At 73.2% G+C, this 24,782-nt stretch carries 19 protein-coding genes and 2 pseudogenes; 7 read left to right on the plus strand and 14 right to left on the minus strand.

All coding sequences use genetic code 11. The annotated features are described in order from the left end of the window. Window positions 1-254 precede the first annotated feature (254 nt). Window positions 255-1,169, plus strand: a complete 915-nt coding sequence (locus KSP35_RS06465) for a DUF664 domain-containing protein (RefSeq protein WP_217000054.1) — start codon at window positions 255-257, stop codon at window positions 1,167-1,169. On the opposite strand, the gene KSP35_RS06470 is transcribed toward KSP35_RS06465, so the two are convergent. From KSP35_RS06470 to KSP35_RS06490, 5 genes and pseudogenes are all read right to left on the minus strand, one after another. Beyond that, window positions 1,093-2,445, minus strand: a complete 1,353-nt coding sequence (locus tag KSP35_RS06470) for a pitrilysin family protein (protein ID WP_217000057.1) — start codon at window positions 2,443-2,445, stop codon at window positions 1,093-1,095. The two genes, KSP35_RS06465 and KSP35_RS06470, sit on opposite strands and share 77 nt — an antisense overlap. Before the next feature lie 136 nt (window positions 2,446-2,581). Further along, a pseudogene (locus tag KSP35_RS06475) lies at window positions 2,582-5,039 on the minus strand (polyribonucleotide nucleotidyltransferase). A 248-nt stretch (window positions 5,040-5,287) separates the two neighbouring features. After that, on the minus strand, window positions 5,288-5,551 hold the full coding sequence (rpsO, locus tag KSP35_RS06480; protein WP_217002145.1) for a 30S ribosomal protein S15: 264 nt from the start codon (window positions 5,549-5,551) through the stop codon (window positions 5,288-5,290). A gap of 150 nt (window positions 5,552-5,701) precedes the next feature. After that, complete coding sequence (locus KSP35_RS06485; RefSeq protein ID WP_217000060.1) at window positions 5,702-6,847, minus strand: alpha/beta fold hydrolase; 1,146 nt, start codon at window positions 6,845-6,847, stop codon at window positions 5,702-5,704. A gap of 88 nt (window positions 6,848-6,935) precedes the next feature. Beyond that, window positions 6,936-7,886 carry a bifunctional riboflavin kinase/FAD synthetase gene (locus KSP35_RS06490; RefSeq protein ID WP_217000064.1) on the minus strand — a complete coding sequence of 317 codons (951 nt, stop codon included), beginning with the start codon at window positions 7,884-7,886 and terminating at the stop codon, window positions 6,936-6,938. Window positions 7,887-8,441: 555 nt separating this feature from the next. Between KSP35_RS06490 and rsgA the strand changes: the two genes are divergently transcribed. Beyond that, window positions 8,442-9,188 carry a ribosome small subunit-dependent GTPase A gene (gene rsgA, locus KSP35_RS06495; protein ID WP_254127015.1) on the plus strand — a complete coding sequence of 249 codons (747 nt, stop codon included), beginning with the start codon at window positions 8,442-8,444 and terminating at the stop codon, window positions 9,186-9,188. A gap of 78 nt (window positions 9,189-9,266) precedes the next feature. Continuing rightward, a complete protein-coding gene (locus KSP35_RS06500; RefSeq protein WP_217000069.1) occupies window positions 9,267-10,943 on the plus strand; it encodes a class I adenylate-forming enzyme family protein in 1,677 nt (558 codons plus the stop codon). A gap of 526 nt (window positions 10,944-11,469) precedes the next feature. On the opposite strand, the gene KSP35_RS06505 is transcribed toward KSP35_RS06500, so the two are convergent. From KSP35_RS06505 to KSP35_RS24075, 6 genes and pseudogenes are all read right to left on the minus strand, one after another. Beyond that, window positions 11,470-12,933, minus strand: a complete 1,464-nt coding sequence (locus KSP35_RS06505) for an MFS transporter (protein WP_217000071.1) — start codon at window positions 12,931-12,933, stop codon at window positions 11,470-11,472. A gap of 56 nt (window positions 12,934-12,989) precedes the next feature. After that, window positions 12,990-13,796, minus strand: coding sequence for an enoyl-CoA hydratase/isomerase family protein (locus KSP35_RS06510; protein ID WP_217000073.1), 807 nt, complete (start codon window positions 13,794-13,796; stop codon window positions 12,990-12,992). A 10-nt stretch (window positions 13,797-13,806) separates the two neighbouring features. After that, window positions 13,807-14,577: an SDR family NAD(P)-dependent oxidoreductase gene (locus KSP35_RS06515; protein ID WP_217000075.1), complete on the minus strand. Its 771-nt coding sequence runs from the start codon at window positions 14,575-14,577 to the stop codon at window positions 13,807-13,809. A gap of 231 nt (window positions 14,578-14,808) precedes the next feature. Then, complete coding sequence (locus KSP35_RS06520; protein WP_217000078.1) at window positions 14,809-15,045, minus strand: DUF3072 domain-containing protein; 237 nt, start codon at window positions 15,043-15,045, stop codon at window positions 14,809-14,811. 68 nt (window positions 15,046-15,113) lie between these two features. Further along, window positions 15,114-15,816, minus strand: a pseudogene (locus KSP35_RS06530) (SDR family NAD(P)-dependent oxidoreductase). Between the two features lie 103 nt (window positions 15,817-15,919). After that, complete coding sequence (locus KSP35_RS24075) at window positions 15,920-16,267, minus strand: DUF1990 family protein (RefSeq protein WP_254127016.1); 348 nt, start codon at window positions 16,265-16,267, stop codon at window positions 15,920-15,922. Between the two features lie 299 nt (window positions 16,268-16,566). On the opposite strand from KSP35_RS24075, the gene KSP35_RS06535 reads away from it, so the two are divergent. The 4 genes from KSP35_RS06535 to KSP35_RS06550 all read left to right on the plus strand — a co-directional run bounded on the left by KSP35_RS06535 (window position 16,567) and on the right by KSP35_RS06550 (window position 19,529). After that, window positions 16,567-17,277, plus strand: a complete 711-nt coding sequence (locus KSP35_RS06535; protein ID WP_217000088.1) for a TetR/AcrR family transcriptional regulator — start codon at window positions 16,567-16,569, stop codon at window positions 17,275-17,277. 62 nt (window positions 17,278-17,339) lie between these two features. Beyond that, the gene (locus tag KSP35_RS06540) at window positions 17,340-18,572 is read left to right on the plus strand and encodes a serine hydrolase (protein WP_254127017.1); all 1,233 of its coding nucleotides are present in this window, start codon (window positions 17,340-17,342) and stop codon (window positions 18,570-18,572) included. Window positions 18,573-18,681: 109 nt separating this feature from the next. Further along, a complete protein-coding gene (locus KSP35_RS06545; protein WP_217000091.1) occupies window positions 18,682-19,059 on the plus strand; it encodes a TraR/DksA C4-type zinc finger protein in 378 nt (125 codons plus the stop codon). Beyond that, on the plus strand, window positions 19,056-19,529 hold the full coding sequence (locus tag KSP35_RS06550) for a hypothetical protein (protein WP_217000094.1): 474 nt from the start codon (window positions 19,056-19,058) through the stop codon (window positions 19,527-19,529). Before KSP35_RS06545 ends, KSP35_RS06550 begins: the two co-directional genes overlap by 4 nt. 107 nt (window positions 19,530-19,636) lie before the next feature. Here the strand turns inward: KSP35_RS06550 and KSP35_RS06555 are convergent, their stop codons facing one another. The 3 genes from KSP35_RS06555 to KSP35_RS06565 form a co-directional block, all read right to left on the minus strand. Further along, window positions 19,637-20,821 (minus strand): hypothetical protein, encoded by a 1,185-nt coding sequence (locus KSP35_RS06555; protein ID WP_217000097.1) that lies wholly within the window; start codon window positions 20,819-20,821, stop codon window positions 19,637-19,639. A 281-nt stretch (window positions 20,822-21,102) separates the two neighbouring features. After that, window positions 21,103-21,501, minus strand: coding sequence for a hypothetical protein (locus KSP35_RS06560; RefSeq protein ID WP_217000100.1), 399 nt, complete (start codon window positions 21,499-21,501; stop codon window positions 21,103-21,105). Continuing rightward, window positions 21,501-24,632, minus strand: a complete 3,132-nt coding sequence (locus KSP35_RS06565) for a DEAD/DEAH box helicase (RefSeq protein ID WP_217000103.1) — start codon at window positions 24,630-24,632, stop codon at window positions 21,501-21,503. Before KSP35_RS06565 ends, KSP35_RS06560 begins: the two co-directional genes overlap by 1 nt. Between the last annotated feature and the right edge of the window lie 150 nt (window positions 24,633-24,782).

Raw genomic sequence — 24,782 nt, forward strand, 5'->3', positions numbered from 1 at the left:
TTGTGTCGTCCGACAGCGCACCGTCGCGCCCGTCCCGCCAGTGTGGCGCAACGACGTGGGCGGCGCGGACCACCGGCGGCACCAAACCCCGCCGGTCGTCCGGTGGTCGGCCGATAAGGTCCCGGCCGAACGGTCGCGACCTGCCGGCCCGCTGCGGCCTGGGTCCCCGTCCTCCCGGCGGCGACGCTTCCGGCGCGCCGCCCCGGCCCCTGCCGCCCGGCGGGCCGACCACCCCTCCCTGGAGCACCCACCTCGTGACGAGCACCATCCGGCACCTCACCTTCGACTGCCGCGACCCCTTCACCCAGGCCCGCTTCTGGGCCGCCGTCCTCGGCTACACCGACCACCCGGACGACCCCAACCACCCCGACGACCCCGAGGCGCTCATCGTCGACCCCCGGGGCCTGCACCCCGGCCTGCTCTTCATCCCCGTCCCCGAGCCGAAGGGCCTGAAGAACCGCCTGCACCTCGACCTGGTTCCCGACGTCCGTCGCGACCTCGAGGTGGAGCGCCTCCTGGAGCTGGGCGCCACCCTCGTGGACGACCACCGCAAGCCCGACGGCACCGGTTGGGCCGTGCTGGCCGACCCGGAGGGCAACGAGCTCTGCGTGGAGCGGTCGAGCGCCGAGCGGCCCGACCAGTCCGAGCCGGTCGACACCGGCCTCCGGCCCATGCCCGCCGGGTTCCACACGTCCGGCGAGCGGGCCATGCTCGAGGCGATGCTCGACTGGTACCGAGCCGGCGTGGTGGCCAAGGTGGCCGACGCCAGCCACCACGTGGCCACCGCGACGCCGCTGCGCTCCTCCTCGTCGATCGCCGGGTTGGTCAAGCACCTGGCCCTGGTGGAGGACAGCTGGTGGGCCGAGGACTTCGCCGGCCTGCCGGAGGCCGACTGGTACGCCGGCGTCGACTGGGACGCCGATCGGGACTGGGAGTTCCACACCGTCGACGACGAGCCGCTGGCCTTGCAGGTCGAGCGCTACGAGGCGGCCTGCCAGCGCGGTCGGGAGATCGCTGCCGGGCGCGACCTGGACGAGATCGGAGCCGACACGTCACGCCGGGAGTTCAGCCTGCGCTTCGTCTACCTGCACCTCATCGAGGAGACCGCTCGCCACCTCGGCCACCTCGACGTGCTCCGGGAGCTGCTCGACGGCACCACCGGCGAGTAGCCACCCCGGGCCGCCTTGCCGCAGGAGCGGTCAGCCGCCGAGGTCGTGGTCGGTGAGGGGGGCCGACCCCGCAGACGGCGGGCTCGGCGGCCAACAGGCGCTCGGCCACCGCGTGCACGTCGGCCCGGGTGACGGCGCGGAGCTTGGCCAGCTGCTTCTCCAGCGGGATGACCTCGCCCTTGGCGCAGACGTGGTTGCCCAGCCGAGCCATGACGCTGCCGGAGTCCTCGAGGCCGAGGAGGGACGCGCCCTCCAGGTAGCCGAGGGCCACCTCCCACTCGCGCTCGGTCACGCCACCGGCCACCATGCCCGCCGCGGTCTCGAGGATCAGCTCGCGGACCTCGGTGGCCCGCTCGGGGCTGGTGCCCGCGTAGGCCACCACCGAACCGGCGTCGCTGTAGGACGCCAACGACGAGAACACCGAGTACGCCAAGCCGCGCTCCTCGCGGATCTCCTGGAAGAGGCGGCTGGAGAGCCCGCCGCCCAGGATCTGGTTGCAGACGCTGAGGGCGTAGCGGTCGGGGTCGTCGGCGGCGATGCCGTCCCAGACCACGGCCACGTGGGCCTGCTCCAGCGGGCGGCGCAGCAGCGCGGTGCGCTGCACGGGCGTGGCCACCGCCGGGGCCACCCGGGCCGGCCGCTCGCCGATGGTGCGAGCCGGGAACCGCTCCCCCGCCGCCACCACCTGGGCGTGGTCGACGGCGCCGGCGGCCACCAGCACCAGGTTGGCCGGGTGGTAGTGGCGATCGAAGAAGCCGGCGATGGCCTCGCGCTCCATGGCGTCGATGGTCTCGAGCGACCCGAGGACCTCGCGGCCCAGCGGGTGGTCGCCCCAGAGCGCCTCGTGAGCGAGCGACAGCACGCGGTCGTCGCCCTCGTCCTCGGCGAGGTGCAGCTCCTCCAGGATGACCTGGCGCTCGGACTCGACGTCGTCCTCGTCGAAGGCCGGCGACGTGACGACGTCGGCCAGCAGGTCCAGCCCGACCGCCGCCGCCGCCGCCGGGACCCGGGTGTAGAACGCGGTGTGCTCGTGGGCGGTGTGGGCGTTGAGCTCGCCGCCGACGGCCTCGATGGCCTCGGAGATCTCGCGCCCGCTGCGCTCCTCGGTGCCCTTGAACAGCAGGTGCTCGAGGAAGTGCGACGCGCCGGCCAGCTCGGCCACCTCGTCACGCCCGCCCACGCGCACCCAGCAGCCGAAGCTGGCCGAGCGGGCGCCCGGGACGTCCTCGGTGACGACGGTCAGGCCGGACGGGAGGTCGGTTCGTTCGATGGTCACAGCGCGGTTCGTCTCCAGGGTCGGGCCGGCGAGCGGCCCGGAAAAGGGCGACGGCCCCGGTCGACGTGCGACCGGGACCGTCTGCTCCACTACGGGTCCGGCACCTCAGCGCGAGGGGCCGGAGGGTTGCTGGTGCTCAGCGACGGCCGCCGCCGCGGCGACCGCCGCCACGACGCTCGCCGCCACCGGAGCGACCGCCACGGTCGCCGCCGCCACCGCCGGCCGGGCGCTCGGCGCCGGGACCGAGGTCACCGAACTCCTCACGGATCTCGGCGTCGAAGGAGTCCTCGAAGGACACGGCCTCGCGGGCCGGGCCGGAGGACGCCGGGGCGTCGTCGCTGGTGCTGCTGCTGCGCTCGGACCGCTCGGGGCGCTCCGACCGCTCGGGGCGATCGCTCGACGAGGACGAGCCGCCGCCGCCGGCGGGCACGAGGGGCGTGACCGGGGTGAGGCTGACCTTGCCGTTGGGGTCGACGTCGTCGACCTTCACGTCGATCTGCTGGCCCAGCTCGAGGACGTCCTCGACCTTCTCGATGCGCTTGCCGCCACCCATCTTGGAGATGTGGACCAGGCCGTCACGGCCCGGGAGGATGTTGACGAAGGCACCGAACTTGGTGATGTTCACCACGCGGCCCGGGTACACGGCGCCGACCTCGGCGGTGGGCGGGTTGAGGATGAGCCGGATCTGGCGCTCGGCCTCGGCCACCTTGTCCATGTCGGACGAGCCGATGGAGACGGTGCCCATCATGCCGTCGTCGTCGACGGAGATGTCGGCGCCGGTCTCGGCCTGGATGGCGTTGATGACCTTGCCCTTCGGGCCGATGATCTCGCCGATCTTGTCGATCGGGATCTCGAAGCTGATGATCTTCGGGGCCGAGGCGCCCACCGTCTCGCGGGGCGGAGATGGTGGCGTTCATGACCTCGAGGATCTCGAGCCGGGCCACCTTGGCCTGGTCGAGCGCCTTGGCCAGGACCTCGGCCGGGAGGCCTTCGATCTTGGTGTCGAGCTGCAGGGCGGTCACGAACTCGCTGGTGCCGGCGACCTTGAAGTCCATGTCGCCGAAGGCGTCCTCGGAGCCGAGGATGTCGGTCAGGGTGACGAAGTTGTCGCCCTCGGAGATGAGGCCCATGGCGATGCCGGCGACGGCGGCCTTGATCGGCACGCCACCGTCCATCAGCGACAGGGAGCTCGAGCACACCGACGCCATGGAGGTGGAGCCGTTGGAGCTCATGACCTCGGAGACGAGGCGGAGGGCGTAGGGCCACTCCTCCAGGCTCGGGACGAGCGGCAGCAGGGCCCGCTCGGCGAGCATGCCGTGGCCGACCTCGCGGCGCTTCGTGCCACCCATGCGGCCGGTCTCGCCGTTGGCGTAGGGCGGCATGTTGTAGTGGTGCATGTAGCGCTTCTTGGTGACCGGGTCGACGGTGTCGAGCATCTGGTCCATCTTCGGCAGGCCCAGGGTCAGCACGTTGAAGACCTGGGTCTCGCCCCGCTGGAACAGGCCGGTGCCGTGGGCGGTGGGGACCAGCCCGACCTGCGCCGAGACGGGCCGGAGGTCGGTGACGCCACGGCCGTCCATGCGGACGCCCTCGTCGATCACCCGGCGGCGGATGATGGACTTGGTGAGCTCCTTGAAGGCGCTCTTGACCTGGCGGGACTGGCCCTCGAGGGAGCCGCCCTCACCGGTGAGGGCGGCGACGACCTCGGCCTTGACGGCGTCGGTGGCGGCGTTGCGCTCGGTCTTGTCGGTGATCTTGCAGGCGTCGTCCAGCTTGGAGCCGGCGGCCGCGGCCACGGCGGCCTCGACCTCGTCGCTGTAGTCGATCTGGTTCTCCCAGGCGATGGCCGGCTTGCGACCGGCCTGGGCGACGAGCTCGTTCTGGAGGGCGAGGGACTCGGCGATCCAGACCTTGGAGGCCTCGATGCCGCCGGCGATGACCGCCTCGGTCACCTTGGGGGCGCCGTCCTCGTAGTAGCTCCAGGCCTTCTCGGTGCCGGAGGCCTCGACCATCATGATGGCGATCTCGCCGTTGACCTCGCGGCCGGCGATGACGATCTGGAAGGTGGCCTCGTCCTGCTCCTCGAAGGTCGGGTACGGGATCCACTCGCCTTCCTGGGAGTAGGCCAGGCGCACGCCGCCGATGGGGCCCTCGAAGGGGAGGCCGGTCAGCATCAGCGAGGCCGAGGCGGCGTTGATGGCGATGACGTCGTAGGGGTTGACCTGGTCGGCACCCATGACGGTGATCACGACCTGGGTCTCGTTGCGGTAGCCCTTGGGGAACGACGGGCGCAGGGGCCGGTCGATGAGGCGGCACACGAGCACGGCGTTGTCCGACGGGCGGCCCTCCTTGCGGAAGAACGAGCCGGGGATCTTGCCGGCGGCGTAGGCCTTCTCCTCGACGTCGATCGTCAGGGGGAAGAAGTCGGTGCCCTCGCGGACCTCCTTGGCGCCGTTGGCGGTCGAGAGGACCTGGGTGTCGCCCAGGCGGGCGACGACGGCGCCCTGCGACTGCGGGGCGAACGTCCCGGTCGACAGGGTCAGGGTCTTGTCGGTCCCCGAGATGGGGGCGGACACGGTGATGGCTTCAGCCATGGTTTTCTCCTCTGGAGCACGGTTGCTCCGTGAAGGCGATCCCGGATGGCCAGCTCCCAGTCGGTGACCTCCCGGCCCCGGAGCGGGACGAGCGATCGGCGACTGACAACTGACCGGCGATGGGACCGCCGGGGTTGTGGTCTTGCGTGGCGGCACGCGCCGCCGGGTGGGCTTTGCACCCGCGGCCGAAGCCATGGGAAAACCCCACGAGCGGCCCCGAAGGGCCGCTCGTGGCAGAGCTTGCTACCTCAGCGGCGCAGGCCGTGGGTGGCGATGATCGTCCGGTACCGCTCGACGTCGTTGTTCTTGACGTAGTCGAGCAGGTTGCGACGACGGCCGACCAGCATCAGCAGGCCGCGCCGGCTGTGGTGGTCCTTCTTGTGCTTCTTGAGGTGCTCGTTGAGGTGGTTGATGCGCTTCGTGAGAAGGGCGATCTGCACCTCGGGGGACCCGGTGTCGGACTCGTGGAGGCGGTGCTCCTCGATGACGGTGGGCTTCTGGCGATCGATGATCTCTGACAAGGTGGGGTTGTCCTCTTGGGTGTCTGACCCGGCTCGAGGGCCCGCAGCGCACGGCTGCCTGGTGACGAGCGGATGTGCCCCGAATGGGCACGGTCGACCACGCTAGCGGCGAACCCCCGTTCGTGTGAAGTCCGGACGGGCTCAGCCGGGCACGTCGACGTGCCAGCGGTACCGGGGCTTGCGCGGCCCGGGGACGATGGCATCGGGGTCGAACGGCGGGGTGAGGCCCAGCACCACCGCGTCCTCGTCGTAGAAGGCGGCCTCGATCTCGTCGATCGGCGCGTCGGGCGCCAGGCCCACCTTGGCGAAGTCGCGGTCCCGGGCGGCCCGGCTGTCGGGGTGGTCGAACATCTGGCGCAGGATGGCGGGCAGCGTCTCGGGGTCCTTGAGCAGCCACGAGTGGGTGCCGCCCTCGACCACCACGACCATGCCGCCGGAGAGCTTGGCCGCGCTGCGGGCGGTGGCGAGCGGGACCACGATGTCGCGATCGCCGTGGATGGCCACCACCGGCACGCCGGCGGCGCCGAGCTTCTGCAGCATCCACTTGGACGACTTCGAGCGCAGGATCGAGATGCCGGGGCCGGCCAGGTGGAGCGGGTGGCGCACGTGGTGGGCGAAGGTGGGCATGGCGAGGTGGCCGAACTTCAGCGCCTGGCGGGGGTCGCGGACGAAGGGCACGGTGCTGAGCGAGTCGGCCATGAGGATGGCCCCCACCCCGGCGAGCAGGAACGGGTTGAACCGGCTGAGGGCCACGATGCGGTCCCACGGCTCGCCGACGATGGCGTCGAGCAGGATCACGGCGAGGGCTCGCTCGGGCTCGCGGGCCGCCAGCTCGGTCACGAGGCGTCCGCCCATGGAGTGGCCGGCGAAGATCGCCTGCTTGATGCCCAGCTCGTCGACCACCCGGCCCACCAGCTTGGAGTACTCCTCGAAGTCGGCGCCGCCGGTGGGCAGGCCCTGGGTGGAGCCGTGGCTGGCGGAGTCGATGGCCACCACCTTGAAGCCGGCCGCCACGATGCGGCTGAGGCACTGGGCGTAGAGCATGCCCTCGGCGGTGAAGCCGTGGATGAGCACGATCGGCACGCCCCGGCCGCACACCGACACGCCCACCCGGTGGCCGTCGGCCAGCGAGATCTGGTGGCGGGCCAAGCGGGGCAGCTCGCCGGCGACGGTGTCGGGGCCGGGCCCGTAGACCGAGCCCGTGGTGGTGTCGGAGGAGAGGACGTCCAACCGGCCCGGCGCCCCCGCGGACGGCGAGGTGGCCCCCTTCTTGCGCCTGCTCACCATGTCCGTGCCCCTCGTCCCCAACACCAGCGTCTCCTCGGAAGTCTGTCCCACGGGCAGACCCCCGCCGGACCATCCCATGACGGAGGCGTCAGGTGGCCAGCAGCGCCCGGGTCTGGGCGACGTCGGCCTGCATCTGCGCGACGAGCGGCTCGACGCCGTCGAAGCGCACCTCGCCCCGGAGCCGCTGCACGAAGCGGACCTTGACCGCCTCCCCGTAGAGGTCGCCGGCGAAGTCGAGCAGGTTGCACTCGAGCAGCGGTGCCCCCTGGGGCCGGTCGTAGAACGTGGGCCGGTGGCCGAGCGACATGGCGGTGGCGTGCACCGTGCCGTCGGCTCGCTCGAACCAGCCGGCGTAGATGCCGTCGGCCGGGAGCTGGATCTCGTCGGGGATCACCAGGTTGGCGGTGGGGAAGCCGAGCTCGCGGCCCCGCTTGTCGCCGTGCTCGACGGTGCCGCGCACCTCGTGGGGCCGGCCGAGCAGCGCCGCGGCGGCGGCCACGTCGCCGTCGATCAGGCGCTTGCGGATGGCGGTGGACGACACGTTCTCGACCGCCTCGACGCCGTCGGGGCCCACCAGGCCGAGGCCCTCGACGGTGAAGCCGCGCGTGGCGCCCATCTCGTGGAGCAGGGCGACGTCGCCGCCGCGCTTGTGGCCGAAGTGGAAGTCCTCGCCGACCACCACGGCGCGGGCGCTCAAGCAGCCGACCAGCACGTCGTCGACGAACTCCTCGGCGGTCTCGGCGGCCCGCTCGGCGTCGAAGCGGATGACGTAGGTGGCGTCGACCCCGGTGGCGGCCAGCAGCTCGAGCTTCTGGTCCAGGTCGCAGAGCAGGCGGGGCGCCGACTCGGGCCGGACGACGGTGGCCGGGTGCCGGTCGAAGGTGACCACCACGGTCTGCAGGCCGCGCGCGGCGGCGAGCTGGCGGACCTGGCCGATGACCACCTGGTGGCCGAGGTGCACGCCGTCGTACGCGCCGATGGTGACCACGCTCGGGTCCATCGGGGTGGGGCACGGACCGCTGCCGTGGATGACCTGCACGCCGTGGACGCTACGGACGCCGGGCGCCGCGAGCCAACTCCCTTCCCCGGCTCTGCCGTGGCCGGTAGCGTGGCCGGGTTCCGATCGCCGAGCCGCCAGGAGGATGAAGCCGATGTCTGCCGCTCGCTCCACCTCCACCGCGCGCTCGTAGCCACCTCGGTCCGGGCGCGAACCCCCGTGCCCGCTCGGCGCCCGCGTTCGGCGCCTGCACCGAAGGTCTCCTCGTGAACACCAGCACCACCCCGGTACCTCCCCTGTCCGCCTACGGGTGGGACGACCACTGGTCGGCCCGCTACGACGACTTCCTCGCCTCCCCCGCCGCCCTCGACGTCGTGGAGCCGCAGCCGGGCCGCGTCATCCGCCACGACGGTGCCGGCCTCATGGTGGCCCTGGCCGACGGGCCCGTCCGGGCCATGTTCGGTCCGCCGGTGGCGCTCCCGCCCGCGGTGGGCGACTGGGTGGTGCTCGACCGCCACCGCACGCCCCAGGCCACCCTCCCCCCGGGACTCCCTCCTGCGCCGGCGCGCCGCCGGCGGCGAGGGCGAGCAGGCCCTGGTGGCCAACGTCGACGTCGTGCTCATCGTGTGCGGGCTCGACCGACCGGTCCGCCTGGGCCGCATCCAGCGGACCATGACGCTCGCCAACGACGCCGGGGCCGAGTCGATCGTCGTGCTCACCAAGGCCGACAAGGTCGGGCCCGAGGTGCCGGCGCTGGCCGAGGTCACCGTGGCCGAGGTGGACGAGGCGCTCGACGTGGTCACGCTGTCGGCCCGCGGCGGGTGGGGCATCGACGACCTGCTGGCTCGGGTGGGCACCCGCACCGTCGCGCTGATCGGCGAGTCCGGCGCCGGCAAGTCGACCCTCGTCAACGCCCTCGTGGCGGGTGAGGTGGCCGCCGAGGGCGACGTGCGGGCCGGCGACTCCAAGGGCCGCCACACCACCACGTCGCGCGAGCTGCACCTGCTGGCGAGCGGCGGGGTCCTGGTGGACACGCCCGGCATCCGCGAGGTCGGCACGTTCGCCGACGCCCAGGCGGTGGCCGAGACGTTCCCCGACATCGAGGAGCTGGTCGAGCAGTGCCGGTTCAACGACTGCGCCCACGAGACCGAGCCGGGCTGCGCGGTGCGGGCAGCCGTGGAGGACGGCACCCTCGACGCCAAGCGGCTCGCCAACTGGCGGGCCCTGGAGGCGGAGGCGGCGTCGGCTGCGCTGCGGTCGGACCCGTTGGCCTACCGACGGGCGAACCGCCAGTTCGGCAAGATCGGCAAGGAAGCGGTCGAGCAGAAGCACAAGCGCCGCTGACGGGCCCGTCACCGACCTGACGGGGCGTCAGGTCGAACGGCTTGACCCGACGGTCGGTTCGCGGTTGGCTCCCCCACCGTGACCCTCAGCTACGACGACGCCGCTGCCCAGCTCACCGCACCCGGCGAGCGGTACGAGACCGAGCAGATCGAGGTGCGAGGCGTGGCCTACACCGCCTTCAAGGGCGTGCCGGCCAGCCTGCGGGACCTCTTCGACCTGACCCGGGGCTACGGCGCCACCCCGTTCCTGGTCTACGAGGACGAGACGTACAGCTACGACGAGGTCTACGCAGCCGCCGACGGCCTGGCCGCCGTGCTCCAGCAGCGCTACGGCGTGGCCAAGGGCGACCGGGTGGCCATCGCCATGCGGAACTACCCCGAGTGGATCATGACCTACCTCGCCACGCTGTCGATCGGCGCCGTCGTGGTGTCGATGAACGCCTGGTGGACCGCCGACGAGCTCGACTACGGGCTCGAGGACTCCGGCGCCAAGGTGCTCGTGGCCGACGTCGAGCGGGTGGAGCGCACCCGCGAGTCCGCCGCTCGCCTGGGCGTGGCCACCATCGGCGTGCGCCTGGGCGACACCGCGGCGAGCGGTGCCGTCGACCGGTGGGACGACGTCGTGGCCACCGGCGTGGTGCCCGAGCGGGTGGAGATCGGCCCCGACGACGACGCCACCATCCTCTACACCTCGGGCACCACCGGCCGGCCCAAGGGCGCGGTGTCCACCCACCGGGCGGTCCTGCAGGCCCTCATGGGGTTCAGCTGCAAGGTGGCCATCGACTCGCTGCGCCGCCCCGCCGAGGGCTCGGGCCGCACCGGCTCGCCGGTGTTCATCCTCATCGTCCCGCTGTTCCACGTCACCGGCAACGTGCCCGTCTTCCTGGGCTCGCTGGCCTCCGGTCTCAAGCTGGTGATCATGCACAAGTGGGACCCGGGCCGAGCGCTCGAGCTCATCGAGCGCGAGAAGGTCACCAACTTCGTGGGCGTCCCCACCCAGAGCTGGGACCTGCTCGAGCACCCCGACTTCGCTAAGTACGACACGTCCTCGCTCGCCTCGGTGGGCGGCGGCGGCGCCCCCGCCCCGCCGCAGCTGGTGAGCCGGGTGTCGAACAGCTTCAAGGCCGCCAAGCCCAACATCGGCTACGGCATGACCGAGACCAACGCCTACGGCCCCGGCAACAGCGGCACCGACTACGAGACCCACCCCACCAGCACCGGGCGGGCCACCCCCATCCTCCAGATCGAGATCCGCGACGCCCAGGACCAGCCGGTGCCGGTCGGCGAGCGGGGCGAGATCTGCATGAAGGGCCCGAACCTCATCCGTGGCTACTGGAACCGCCCCGAGGCCACCGCCGAGACGTTCGTCGACGGCTGGCTCCACACCGGCGACCTCGGGCGGGTCGACGACGAGGGCTTCGTCTACATCGAGGACCGGGCGAAGGACATGATCCTGCGCGGTGGGGAGAACGTGTACTCCGCCGAGGTCGAGGCCGCCATCTACGAGCACCCGGCCGTCTACGAGGCCGCCGTCTTCGGCGTGCCCCACGAGCGGCTGGGCGAGGAGGTGGCGGCGGCCATCGTGCCCCGGCCCGGCATGGACATCGACCCCGACGAGCTCACCGCCTTCCTCAAGGCCCGCATCGCCGGCTTCAAGGTCCCCACCAAGGTCATGACCTTCACCGAGGCCCTCCCGCGCAACCCTGCCGGCAAGATCCTCAAGCGCGACCTCCGCGACCAGTTCGTCAGCGACTGACGTTGCTCGCTCGCCGGGCTCGCCCGGCTGAGCCGGATGGCCGGGATGCTCGGCGCAAGGCTGGTGCACCTGTGCTCATGTGTGCACAGGTGCACCAGCCTTCGCCCCATCCTGAGCGGGTCGATGCTCACGTCCTCGATCGGACCGGGACCGCCGGGTCGCTCAGGGTTCTGAAGGGCGCGCCGACGGCGGAGCCGAGCCTTGGGCTGGTCGCAGAGCTCTGGGCGCTCGCTTCGGCTGACCGTTCGTCCGCTTCGGGCGGTTGGTGGTGGGGTGCGCTCCGAGGTTCGTGCACTTGACCGCGCTGAGAAGCGTGAAGTGCACACACCTTGCGGCAACTGACCGCTCTGGGCGGATCTGCGCAGCATCAGCTCAGGCGATAGGGACGCAGCGAGGAAGCACCTCAACCCGGCCCGAGACGAGGTCGTGGCGGGCCAGCATGAGCACCAGACCCAGGCAACCGCGCCCCGGCGCGTTGGGCACCCCCCAGGGCTCGAGCGGCGCAGCTGATAGGCGACGCTGCGGGTCAGGCTGGGGTGTGCTGGGGGACGGAGGTGGGGAGGCGGCGGGAGGCGGCGAGGGTGGCCAGGGCCACGGCGAGGGCGGCGGCGAACACCACCGCCGTCCCGCTGCTGACGGCCCAGCCGCCGGCGTCGCCGAAGGCGATGATGCTGCCGCCGAGGCCGGTGCCGACCGCCACGCCGAGGGTGTCGGAGAGCTGGAGGGCGGCGCTGGCGGCGCCCTCCTCACCGGGCGCGGCGGCGCCGAGCACGGTGACCGAGAGCGGCGAGTAGGCCAGGCCCATGCCGAAGGCGCCGACGCCCCAGGCCACGACGCCGAGGAACACCGGCAGGCCGAGCGCCACGCCCAGCATGAGGGCGATGCCGGCGCTGATGATCACCAGGCCCGCCCCGACGAGGCGACGCGGGCCGTGCTGGTCGATCAGGCGGGCCTGGATCCAGGAGGCGGTGCTCCAGGTGATCGAGCCGGCCGAGAGCGCCAGCCCGCCGACCCAGATGGCGGCGCCCCGGCCGTCGGTGATGGCCAGCGAGACGTAGGCGTCGCCGGCGAAGAACGCGCACGTCAGCAGGCCCCGGACAGCCACCGTGGCGGGGACGCCGGGGGCCAGCCGCACGGTGCCCGCCGGGACCAGGCCCACGAAGGCCCACGCCGCGAGCGGCAGGCCCACGACCCCCAGGGGGATCGCGGCGGCGAGCGGGGCATCGGCCGTGGCGGCCAGCACGGCGCCCACGCCGAGCACCAGCAGGAGCACGAGCCGCAGGCGGCGCCGATCGTCGGCGGCCACCACCGGGTCGGTCACCGGGCGCACGCCGTCGACGAGCTCCACCGGCGAGCCCAGGGCTCGCAGGGCCGGCACCGCCATCACCCCGGCGACGAGGACGATGGGCAGCAGCCCGAGGAAGACCAGGCGCCAGGTGAAGGCGTGCTCGACGACGGTGGCGATGCCCGGCCCGACCAGGCCGGGGACCACCCACGCGGTGGAGATGGTGGCGAACATGCGGGGGCGGAGCGCCGCCGGGTAGCCGCGGCCGATGGCGGCGTAGGCCACGGCCGGGATGGCCCCGGCGCCGAAGCCCTGGGCCAGGCGGCCGGCGACCAGCATCGGCATCGACTGGGCGGCGCCGCCGACCACCAGCCCGATGGCGAAGAGCACGAGGCCGGCGGCATACGGCAGCGCGAGCCCCCGCCGGTCGGCGAGCTGCCCCGAGACCACGATGCCGAGCAGGCTGGCCAGGAAGAAGCCGCTGAAGACCCAGCCGTAGAGGCCCAGGCCACCCAGGTCGTCCTTCACGTCGGGCATGACCGTGGCGATGGCCAGCGACTCGAAGGCCACGAGCGTGATGGTCAGGACGAGGCCGACCGTGAGCCCCCGCCGCTCGGGCGACCAGAGACCGCCGACCCCCGGTCCGGCGGCGCCGCCGGCATCGACCGTCGGATCGACGGCGGGATCGGGGGCGGCCAGGGTCACCGGTCGACTCTACAAACCGTTGAAGCAGCCGGAGGTGTCCAAACCCGCGGCGTCGGTCACATCGGCTGCCACTCGGGCGGGCGCTTGTCGACGAACGCCGCCATGGCCTCGCCGAAGTTCCCACCGAAGGAGCCCAGCGCCTGGGTCCGGTTCTCCAGCTCCATGGCGTGGCGCAGTGACGGGGCATCGATGGCGGCGTGCAGGCCGGACTTGGTGAACTCGAGGCCGAACTCGTGCTGGCGGGCGACCTGTCCGGCGAGTGCCAGGGCCCGGTCGAGGTCCTCGCCCTCCGGCGCCAGCTCGTTGAGCATGCCGAAGGCGAAGGCCTCGTCGCCGCTGAAGTGGCGGCCGGTGAGCATGAGCTCGGCCGCTCGGGTGGGCCCGACGGCGCGGGGCAGCAGGTAGCTCACCCCGACGTCGCACGACGACAGACCGACATTGATGAAGACGGCACCGAACTTGGCGCTCGCCGTGGCCACCCGCAGGTCGGCCGCCAGGGCCAGGGCCAGCCCGCCGCCCACCGCCGGGCCGTGGACCGCGGCCACCACGGGCTTGGGGCACTCGTGGACGGCGAGGATCGCCTCGGCCACGTGCTGCTGGGTCCGGTAGATCTGGCCGACCGGGCCCCGGCCCTGGGCATCGGGCGCGGGGTCGCGGGCCCCGCTCAGATCGGTGCCGGCGCAGAACCCCCGGCCCTCACCGGTGAGCACCACCACCCGGGCGGCACGCTCGTGGCGCAGCACCGCGAACGCGGCCTTGAGGTCGGTGAGCAGCGTCACCGACAGGGCGTTGAGCCGATCGGGCCGGTCCAGGGTGACGACGGCGATGCCGTCGTCTCGCAGCTCGGTGCACACGGTGGTCACGGGTGGCTCCTCAGTGGGTGGTCTGGCCGCCGTCGACGACGAGGCACTGGCCGGTCATGAAGCTCGACGCATCGCTGGCCAGGAAGGCGGCGGCGGGCACCAGCTCGTCGGGCTGGCCCATGCGGCCCATGGGCTGGCCGGCGATCATCAGCTGCTGGAACTCCGGCGGGTTGTTGCGCACCATGTCGGTGTCGATCACGCCGGGCGCCAGCGCGTTGACCCGGATCTGGTGGCGGGCCAGCTCGGCGGCCATCGACCGGGTCAGCGACATCACGGCGCTCTTGCCGGCCAGGTACATGGCCATGCCCTGGCCGCTGGTGAAGATGCCGCAGCTCACCAGGTTGATGACCGCGGCGTGGTCGCTGGCGATGAGGTGGGGCAGGGCGTCCTGCACCAGGAACAGCCCGGCCCTCACGTTGGCGTCAGTCGACTTCTGCCACGCCTCGGCCGTGATCGACCCGATGGGCTGGGTCAGGGCGTTGGCGGCGTTGTTCACCACCACGTCGATGCCACCGAAGCGCTCCACGGTGGCCGCCACCAGGTTCGACAGCGCATCGAGGTCACCGACGTGGGTGGGCACGGCCAGCGCCGTGCCGCCCTCGGCTTCGACCTCGGCCACCGTGGCGTCGCACGCCTCGGCCTTGCGGCTGGCCACCACGACGTTGGCGCCGAGGGCGGCGAAGCCCAGCACCATGGCCCGCCCGATCCCGCGGCTGCCGCCCGTCACGACCACCGTCCGCTCGGTCAGGTCGAACCGGCCCAGGAGCTCGTCACGTCGCATGGTCGGATGATGCCACGACCGTCGCCGTTGCGACCGTTGGACCGCACCAACCCCTCGAACTTGTCGCGGTTGGCCGACACCACGGTCGACAAGTGCGACAAGTTCCGGGGGTGCGGCCGATCACGTCGCCCGCCACCCTCGCCGACCACCACGAACCCGTCGCAGTTGGCCGACACCACGGTCGACGACTGCGACAAGTTCCGGGGGTTCGAGGGTTCGACGTTCGACGAGTCAGGTGGTGCCGCGGCCGGTCTCGTCTTGGAGGGCGTCGATGCGCTTGGAGGCCTCGGCCTTGGTGAGGTCGGTGGTGAAGGGCTCGCCGGCCTGGTCGCTGAGGGTCTTCAGGTAGCTGGCCTGGGCGCCGGTCATCGGCTCGTCGCCGGTGGTCCAGTCGTCGGGGTCCTTCTCGAGGTTGGAGCCCTCGAGCTTGGGGTCGATCTCGGGAAGCTGCTGCTGGGCGTCGGTCATGGAGGACGACTACCCGAACACCCGTTCGGAGATGGTCACCCGAAGGGTCGAACTCGCTCTGGCGACGGTCAGCGGAGGTTGAGGCCGCCGTCGACCACGATGACCTCGCCGGTGACGTAGGTGTTGGTGGCGAGGACCAGGGCGAGCTCGACGATGTCAGCGGGGGTGGCGCTGCGCTTCATGGGGGCCATGGCGCCGACGGCGGCGTGGATGTCGTCCCAGTCCTCGGTCCAGGGGGTGGCCACCAGGCCCGGGGCGATGGCGTTGACGCGCACGTCGGGACCGAGGGCGTTGGCCAGCAGGTGGGTGAGGTGGTTGAGCGCCGCCTTCGACGAGGCGTACGGCACCGAGCTGCCGGTGGGGCGGACGCCGGCCAACGACGTGATCATCACGACGTTGCCCTGCTGCGCGCAGGTGCGGGACGGCCACCCGGGTGAGCTCCCACGTGCCGAAGACGTTGGTCTCGAAGATCTCCCGCCACACCTCCAGCGAGGCGGCGTCGAGGTCGCCGTGCGGGATCGACCGGGTGGTGCCGGCGTTGTTGACCAGCACGTCGAGCCGGCCCCACCGCTCGATGGCGGCGTCGACGAGGCGCTGGGGCACGCCGGGCTCGGCGATGGAGCCCTGGACGTACAGGGCGTCGGGCAGCTCGGCGGCGATGCGCTCCCCCGCCTCGACCGACCGCACCGAGTTGAGCAGGACCGACGCCCCGTGGTCGGCGTAGTGGCGGGCGATGGCCTCGCCGATGCCGCTGGTGGACCCGGTGATCAGGGCGACCTTGCCGGCGAGCTGAGCGGTGGCGGGGGGGCATGGCGGGCTCCTGGGTCGGGGCGGTGGGCGGCCGTCAGCGTGCCACGCGCTCGGCGGCGTCGGGTCAGGGCCGCACGGCAGCGGCGACGGTGGCGAGGTACCGGCGGGCGAAGCGGCGGGGCAGCGGGGCGAACACCGGCTGGAGGAAGCGGTGGCCGGGCAGGGCGATGTGGGCGGTGGCCGCCACGACGGCCCACACGGTGTCATCGGCGCGGTGCTCGACGGCGAAGGCCTCCTCCCCCACCTCGGCGTGGCCGGGCAGGCTGGCGTAGGCGAAGGCCCACCGGCGCGGCTCGTCCACCACCGCGGCGATCCGGTTGGCGGCGACGACGGTGAGCGGGCCGAACCGCAGCGCCACCAGCACCGTCGTGTCGGCCTCCGCCGTGGCGTCGGCCGGCCACACCGTGGCCACGGCTCGCTGCGGGGCCAGCGACCGGAAGCAGGAGACGGCGCGCGAAGTCGGCGCGGCCGCGACCCACCTCTCGCTCCTCGTGCACGTCGGCCCGGGCTGCTGCGTCGGCGTCGAGGAGCAGGCCCACTGGCCCATAGGTGGGTTCGGCGGCCCCGGCGACGGCGAGCAGGCGAGCCGCCCGGTCCGCCGAGAGGCGGCCGATGGCGAGGGTCGGGAGCACGGGCACCCCGCCTACCTACCCGGCCGACCAGCCTCGAGATCAGAGAGCGGTGCTCTCGGAGCGGCCTAGGGTGGCGGGCGTGGACGAGCCGACGGGGAAGCGGGCGAAGGCGCGGGCGGAGCTCACGGCCAGCATCAAGGAGGTCGCGGGACGGCACCTGGCCACCGACGGGCCGAGCGGGCTGTCGCTGCGAGCGGTGGCGCGCGAGCTGGGCCTGGCTTCGTCGGCCGTGTACCGGTACTTCGCCAGCCGCGACGAACTGCTGACCGCCCTGATCATCGACGCCTACGACAGCATCGGCGAGGCGGTCGAGACCGCCGAGCGAGCGGTCGACCGGGCCGACCACCTCGGCCGCTGGCTGGCGGCCAGCGGTGCCGTGCGGCGCTGGGCCCTCGACGACCCCAACCGCTACGCCCTCGTCTACGGCACCCCGGTGCCCGGCTACCAGGCCCCGGTCGACACCATCGCCCACGCCACCCGTGCGGTGGGCGTGCTGGCCGCCATCGTCGTCGACGCCGCCGCAGCAGACGCCCTCGACCCGGCGGCCGTGGGCACCACCGCTCCCCTGCCCCCCTCGGTCGAGCAGGACCTGGCCGCCGCCATCGACCTCCTCTTCCCGGGCGTCGCCCCGCCGGTGGTGGCCCAGGCGATCGTGGTCTGGAGCGCCACGTTCGGCATGGTCAGCTTCGAGCTGTTCGGCCAGTACCAGAACGTCATCTTCGACCGGGATGCGTTCTTCGCCCACAGCGCGACCGGCCTGGGCCGCTCGCTCGGGCTCCGCTCGCCCTGAGCGCGGGGTACGGTCCCGGCCGGACTTGACCGCCGGGTCAGGGCGCGGAGGAGGACGAGGCGATGGCGCAGCTGCAGGTCGAGGTCGAGCCCGGTGAGGTCGGCTTCGACGCCGCCCGGCTCGGGCGGGTCGACACGGCGTTCCAGCGCTACGTCGACGACGGCAAGCTGCCCGGATGGCTCATCGCCGTCACCCGCCACGGGAAGCTGGCCCACCTGTCCACCTACGGCCACCGCGACATCGAGGCCGACCTCCCCGTCGAGGCCGACACCCTCTTCCGCATCTACTCGATGACCAAGCCGATCACCTCGGTGGCGGCGATGATGCTCTACGAGGAGGGTCGCTTCGCCCTGAAGGACCCCATCTCCCGCTGGCTGCCCGAGTTCGCCGACCTCCGGGTGTACACCGGCGGCGGCAGCGACGCCATGGAGACCGAGGCCGCCACCGAGCCCATCCGCGTCTGGCACCTGCTCACCCACACCGCCGGGCTCACCTACGGCTTCCACCGGGCCCACCCCGTCGACGGCGCGTACCGCGACGCCGGCTACGACCTCGGCGCCCCGAAGGGCGCCACGCTGGCCGATGCGTGCGCGGTGTGGGCCGGCCTGCCCCTGCTGTTCCAGCCGGGCACCGAGTGGAACTACTCGGTGGCCAGCGACGTGCTGGGCCGCTTCGTTGAGGTGGTCTCCGGCCAGAGCCTCGACGCCTTCTTCCAGGAGCGCATCCTCGGCCCGCTCGGCATGGTCGACACCGCCTTCTCCGTGGCCGACGACCAGCGCCACCGCCTCGCCGGCCTCTACGTGCCCGGCGCCGAGCAGCGGGCCACGCGCTTCGACGAGATCGGCCCCGTCGCCCACAGCACCCCGGACTTCCTCTCCGGCGGCGGCGGGCTGGTGTCGAGCGCGGCCGACTACCTGCGCTTCGTGGGGCTGCTGCGCCGCGGCGGCGAGCTCGACGGCGTGCGGCTGCTGTCGAACCGGACCGTCGCCTACATGACGCAGAACCACCTGCCCGGCGGCGTCGACCTCGAGGAGTTCGGCCGCCAGCTGTTCTCCGAGACCACCTACGACGGCGTGGGCTTCGGCCTCGGCTTCGCCGTCACCCAGGACGCGGTGAAGAACCGCGTGCTCGCCTCGGTGGGCGAGTACACGTGGGGTGGCGCGGCGAGCACCACCTTCTGGGTCGACCCGGCGGAGGACGTCACAGCGGTGTTCCTGACCCAGCTGCTGCCCTCGAGCACCTGGCCCATCCGCAGCCAGCTGAAGGCGCTGGTGCTGCAAGCCCTGGTCGACTGAGGCCACGTCAGGGGGCCGACGACGCACGTCACCCGCCAAAGGTGGGGAAAGCGGACGCGAAAGCGGTAGGTTCCCCGCTCCCCGAACGTTCGAAGAGGTAGTCCCAGGCATGTCCAGCTCGCTCACCGTCGCCCAGCACCGCGCCCACCTCGACCAGCTCCGGACCGAGACCGAGGCGGCCATCGCCATCCTCGAGGCCACCTACGAGGAGCTCGACCCGGCCGAGGCGGCGAGCGACGTCGGTGCCGGCGAGGACGAGGGCGGCTCCGAGGGCGACCTCACCCGCTTCGAGCGGGACCGCATCCGGGCCCGCATCGCCGAGGACAACCTGTTCCTCGAGGTCATCGATGCCGCCAAGAAGCGCGCCGAGACCAAGGACTGGAAGACCTGCAGCCGCTGCGGCAACCCCATCGGCGACGCCCGCCTCGAGGCGCTCCCCGCCACCGACCTCTGCGTCGTCTGCAAGGCCGACCGCGCCAGCTGGTGACCGACCCGGTCCCCGGCGCCGGCGCCCTCCCGGTGCGCCGCAGCTACCTGGTGGACACCGACCGGCTGACCGCGGTGGTGGTCGAGGTCGACCCGAGCCGTGAGCCGGCGGCGCTCGCCGTGCTGCAGGCCGGGCTCCACGAGGCGCCCGAGGGCCACCGGCTGGTGTTCGGCTGGGACGTCACCACCGCCGGCCTGGGCGCGTGGGTGGGCGACCAGCGGGTGCGGGTGAAGGTGTGGCCGGCCCTGGTGGACGACGCCGGCACGGTCACCGAGGACGACCCCGACGACCCCGAGGCCGACGTGCTGTGGGTGGACTTCGACCCCATCGCCGACCGCACCGCGCTCGACGACCTGGTGCGGGTGGGCCGCCTCGTGGTGGCCGGCCCCGACGCCGGCCCCGTCCCCCTCGTGGTCGACCTCGACGGCGAGGCCGTGGCCGAGGCCCTCGCCCGCATCGTCGACGCCTGAGCGCCGCTCCGCACCGGACCGGGCTGGATCCCGGTCGCCCGGGCGACCAGACCCCAACCCACTACGCCGTGGTTGCCCGTCACCCGGCGGCGACAGACCGCCTCAGGTCAGGCGCCGTGGGCGTGGTCGCAGGCGGTGGTCTCGCCGGCCTTGACCTGGCCGGCGCCGATGCCCTCGAGGGCGGCGAACGGGCCGCACGGGTGCTTGGTGATCCACACGTGGATCATCGGGACCGGCTTGAGCTTGCGCAGCGGCGGCCGGCAGGTGCCGCCCACCGAGGTGATGCCGGCCACGCGGGGCGGGTCGGTGGCGGAGTAGCAGAGGTCGTCGTGGATGTGCCACTGGGTGAGCGACCCGCCCAGGTCGGGCACGTCGTCGAGCGTGGAGCCCGGCGCCAGCATGAACATGGCCGAGACCAGCTTCCGGCCGCCGTTCGGCTCGACCTGGTAGACGAGCGACTCGGGCCGGTCGGGGTCGAGGACGTGGCCGTCGTCGAGGTAGGCCCAGTTCACGAAGTGCTCGTGGCCGGTCATGGAGTCGTGGATCGACGAGAAGCCGTCGGCCTCGGCGGTCTTCACGTCGGCGTACTTGGGGAGCCGGTCCAGCGTGATGGCGATGAGGTTCTCGGCTCGCGCCTGCTGCTGCGGGGTCACGCCCGCCACGCCGGACAGGTCGATGGGCTTGGTGGGGTCGTACGGCGTGGTGGCGGCCTCGGCGCCGGCGGCGTGGCGGTGGCCGGCGCTGGCCCCGGCGGCTTCGGTGCCCCCGTGGCTGTGGCCGGCGGTGCCCTCGGCGTGGACGTGGGTGCCGGACTGGACCATGCCGAGCATCGCCAGGGCCACCACGCCGACGCCGAAGCCGTTCAGGGCCAGCCGGGTGGGGTGCGGGCTGCGGGCGCCGGCCACGAAGGTTCGGAGCGTGAGCACGACGGCCGCCGCAGCCAGGGCGGCGGCCAGGAAGTCGGGCCACTGGATGCCCTCGACCTCGCCGAGGCCGTCGATGAACCCGATCCCACGCGTCTTGGCCAGCACCCAGCCACCCACGGCGGCGGCGCTGATCAGCAGGCCCACCACCGCGACCGAGCGTCGGCGGGCCACGAGGGCGAGGGCGCCCCACCCCAGCTGCAGCAGGGCCAGCACGGCGAAGGTGCGAGCGGCCGCCTGGTGCTCGCTGTGCACGCCGATGGCCGCGGCGTGGATGGCGCCGCCGCCGAGCGAGGCGAAGCCGGCGAGGGCGAGCGGCCCGAAGGCCGGCCGGGCCGAGGGCACATCGGTGGTGCTGGTGGTGGCCATGGGAGTCCCCTGCTGCTGCGACGTCGGACCGGAGCCTAGGACCAACCCCGCCCTCCGAACCGGTGCGAACCCCGGGCGGCCCCGGCGACCGGGACCGCCGCCAAGACCCGAGCACGAGCATCTGGCCGCAGCAGCAGCCGTCCTCTGCGCGACGGCGACGCGACCGAAGCCCGGTCGCGATCCTCTGGTCGCACGGCCTGTCCCCAGGGAGCCGGAACCTCGGCCGGAACCGGATCGCGGCCCGTTGGGCGAAGGGCGCGGCCGCCGGCCGGCACGCAGTGCTACTCGTCGTCGGTGGGGTCGAGCTCGGGGAGGGCGAGGAGGCCCGAGCCGGCCGCCAGCGCGGTGGCGAGGTGCGAGGCCCGCTCGACGACCGCAGCCAGGTAGTGGCCGGCGGCCTGGCCCTGGCCGTGCAGCGGCGGGTCGCCCAGCGAGCGCAGGAGCATGGTGGGGTCGGCTGCCGGGACGATGGGCCGCGGGTCGGCCAGCTGCGGCACGGGGCGCCACAGGTCGACCGGCTTGGGCTTGTTGGCGCCGTTGCCGCCCCGACGGCGGTTCTGCTGCTTGCGCCGGCCGTTGCCGCCGCCGCCCTGGCCACCACCACCGCCGCCGTTCTGGCCACCGCCGTTGCCCTGGCCGCCGTTCTGGCCGCCGCCGCCGTTGCCGTTGTTGCCGCTCATCAGGTGTCTTCTTCGGTGAGGAGGGTGTCGGGGCGCAGGCCGAGGGCCAGCCGCAGCTGGTCCGGGTCGAGGTCCGACATGGAGCTGGACTTGGGCAGGACGAGGTCGGCGATGTGGCGCTTGCCGGCCACGACCTCCTCGACCCGCTCGTCGACGGTGCCCGGGCAGACCAGGCGGTGCGAGATGACCGTCTTGGTCTGGCCGATGCGCCAGGCCCGGTCTCGGGCCTGGTCCTCGACGGCCGGGTTCCACCAGCGGTCGTAGAGCACGACGTGGTTGGCGCCGGTGAGGTTCAGGCCGGTGCCGCCGGCCTTGAGCGACAGCACCAGGGCGCCCGGGCCCTCGAGGGCCTGGAACTCCTCGATCATGCGGTCGCGGGCACCCCGGGCGAGGCCGCCGTGGTAGCAGGAGATGGGCACGCCGGTGACCCCGGTGAGGTGGTCGGCCAGGCGCATGCCCCACTCGGCGAAGTGGGTGAAGACCAGGATCCGCTCCCCCGCCGCGAAGACCGTGTCGACGATCTCCTCGAGGCGGTTGAGCTTGCCGGAGCGACCCGCCAGCGGGGCGGTGTCGTCCTTCTGGTACGCCGCCGGGTGGTTGCAGATCTGCTTCAGGGCGGTGATGGCCGCCAGGATCGCGCCCTGCTTGGGCTCACCGCCCACCTGCGACGCGCCGACCACCAGGCTGTCGAGCACGGCCTGGTAGAGGCCGATCTGCTCGGGCGTCATCATGCAGTGGTCGAGCTCGTCGATCCGGTCCGGCAGCGTGGCGGCCACGTCGGGCTCGCTCTTGGTGCGGCGGAAGACGAGCAGGCCGTTGAGGGCCCGCAGCGCAGCCTCGCCCTCACCGGAGAGCTGGGCGATGAAGGCGGCGCGGGGCCCGACCAGGCCCGGGTTGCAGAAGTCGAGGATGGCGTGGAGGTCGCCGAGGCCGTTCTCGATGGGCGTGCCGGTGAGGGCGATGCGGCTGGCGGCCGGCAGCTTGCGGAGCTGCTGCGAGGTGTCGTTGGCCGGGTTCTTGATGACCTGGGCCTCGTCGAGCACCAGGCGGCCCCAGCTCACCGCGGCCAGCGCCTCGACGTCTCGCACGGCGGTGCCGTAGGTGGTGATCACGACGTCGGCGCCATCGATGGCCCGAGCGAGGGTCATGCCCGACTGACGCGACGCCCCGTGGTGCACCAGGACCTTCAGCCCCGGGGTGAAGCGCTCGGCCTCGCGGGCCCAGTTGCCGACCACGGCGGGCGGCGCCACCACGAGGGCGGTGCCCCGTCCGGCGGTCTGGGCGAGGTGGGCGAGCATGGTGGGCGTCTTGCCCAGGCCCATGTCGAGCGCCAGGCAGCCGCCCAGCTCGGCGCTGTCGAGGAACCCCAGCCAGGCCAGGGCGTCGGCCTGGTAGGCCCGCAGCTCGCCCTCGAAGCCCTCGGGCGTGGTGGTGGGCTCGGCCGGGACCGACGACGCCTTGTCGAGCAGGTCGGTGGCCCAGCCCGCGCCCTCGACCCGCAGGCCGCCGGCGAGCAGCGTGCCGTCGAGCCCGACCGATGCCCGCAGGATCTCGGCCCCGGTGAGCTTCGTCTGGTTGGCCCGCTCGGCCAGCGCGGCGGCGGCCTCCTTGAGGTCGACGTGGTCGAGCTCGACCCACTTGCCGTGGGAGCGCACCAGCGGCCGGGCCTCGTTGGCCAGCCGGGTGATCTCCTCGGCGGTGAGCTCGACGTCGTCGAACAGGATCGACCAGCGGACGTTCGAGAGCTGCTGGGCGCCGACGACGGAGTCGCCGGTGGGCTCGGTGAAGAGGCGCAGCCCGGCCGACGGCTTGCGCCGGGACAGGGCGGGCACGCGGAGCTCGAAGCCGGCGGCCTCGATGGCGGTGCCGCTCACGGTCATGAGCTCCCACGCCTCGTCCTGGCTGAGGTACACCTGGCCGCGGCGCTGGGCACCGGGCCGGAGCAGCGCCGGCAGGATGCGCTCGAGGCGGACCAGCTCGTCGAGCAGGTGCTTGGTGGCCTTGCCGTCGGCGATGGCCGCCTCGATGGGCAGCAGGCCGCCCTCGACGCCGGGGCCGAGCACCGAGAGGAACCAGGCGTTGCCCTTGTCGGGCGGCTCGAGCTGGACGACCAGCTTGGAGCGGACGGGGCCGGTGGCGGGCTTGGCCCAGCGGTCGAGGCGCTTGGACACCTCGGCCCCGGCGGCGACCGGCGCCACGAAGTGCGAGCCGTCGAGCCGGGTGACCACGGCCTCGGCCACCGCGCCGGTGGTGTTGGTGTGCGGCGGCGGCGCGGGCAGCTCGAGCATGCCGGCGGCCTTGGCGGTGATGGCGTGGACGACGGCGCCCATGAGGTCGAGCGTGACCACCCGGGGGTCGGCCTTGCCGCTGGCGAGGATGGTGACCGGGCCGGGCATGGCAGCGGTGAGGTGCTCCAGCACGGACTCGTCGACCAGCGCCGGGGCCCAGCGGACGCCGAGCTCCATGGTGCGGCCGTCGGGCCGCTTGGTGCCGGGGAGGGTGGGCACGACGGCGCCCCGGGCGACCAGGCGCACGGCGGCGACGGCCACCCGACCGAGCCAGGCCACGCTGGCGCCGACGCCCTCGCGACCGAGGCCGGCGCCGACGGCCACCAGCCAACCCAGGGCGTCCTCGACGGGGATGGCCAGCGCCGCAGCGCGCGCCCCCGACGGCAGCGGGACCGCCGCGTGCTGGGTCCAGCCGACGGCGGGGCCGCCGATGGACTCGAGCCGGTCCGAGAGCTCCTCGGGGGTGGCCGGGGCGGTGCCGGGGCCGGCGGCCCAGACCACGACGTTGCCGGCCTGCCACGACGCCTGCAGGCGCACCTCGCCGGTCGGGTCGGCGGCGGCGATGGCGGCCACCACCGACGAGCTGTCGCCGACCTTGGTCAGGAGGTCGTAGGCCGCCTCGAGGCGGGCCAGCTCGGACTCGAAGTCGGCGACGACCTGGGTCCGCTCCGGCCCGTCGAGCCGGCGGACGACGTCGAGGTGGTCCTCGGTGGTCTCCAGCAGGTCCTCCAGCGCCCAGCGCCACGCTCGGGGGTCGGCTTCGAGCAGGGCGAGCTGGCTCGCGGTGGCGTTGCCGTCGGCAGCGGCCCAGGCCGCGGCTTCGAGCGTGTGAACGTCGGTCATGAGGTGTGCGGCACTCCTGCGCCGTCGGCCCGCCACCCGCGAAGGAGGAAGGAGGTTCATCCGGATTGGTGGCATCTCCGGTGGGGCCTCGAACCAGGCCACCACCACCGTCTCCCGGACGGGACGCCGCTTGGTGACATCCTACCGGAC

This window comes from Aquihabitans sp. G128 (assembly GCF_019048865.1).
In the GTDB taxonomy this organism is placed as follows: domain Bacteria; phylum Actinomycetota; class Acidimicrobiia; order Acidimicrobiales; family Iamiaceae; genus Aquihabitans.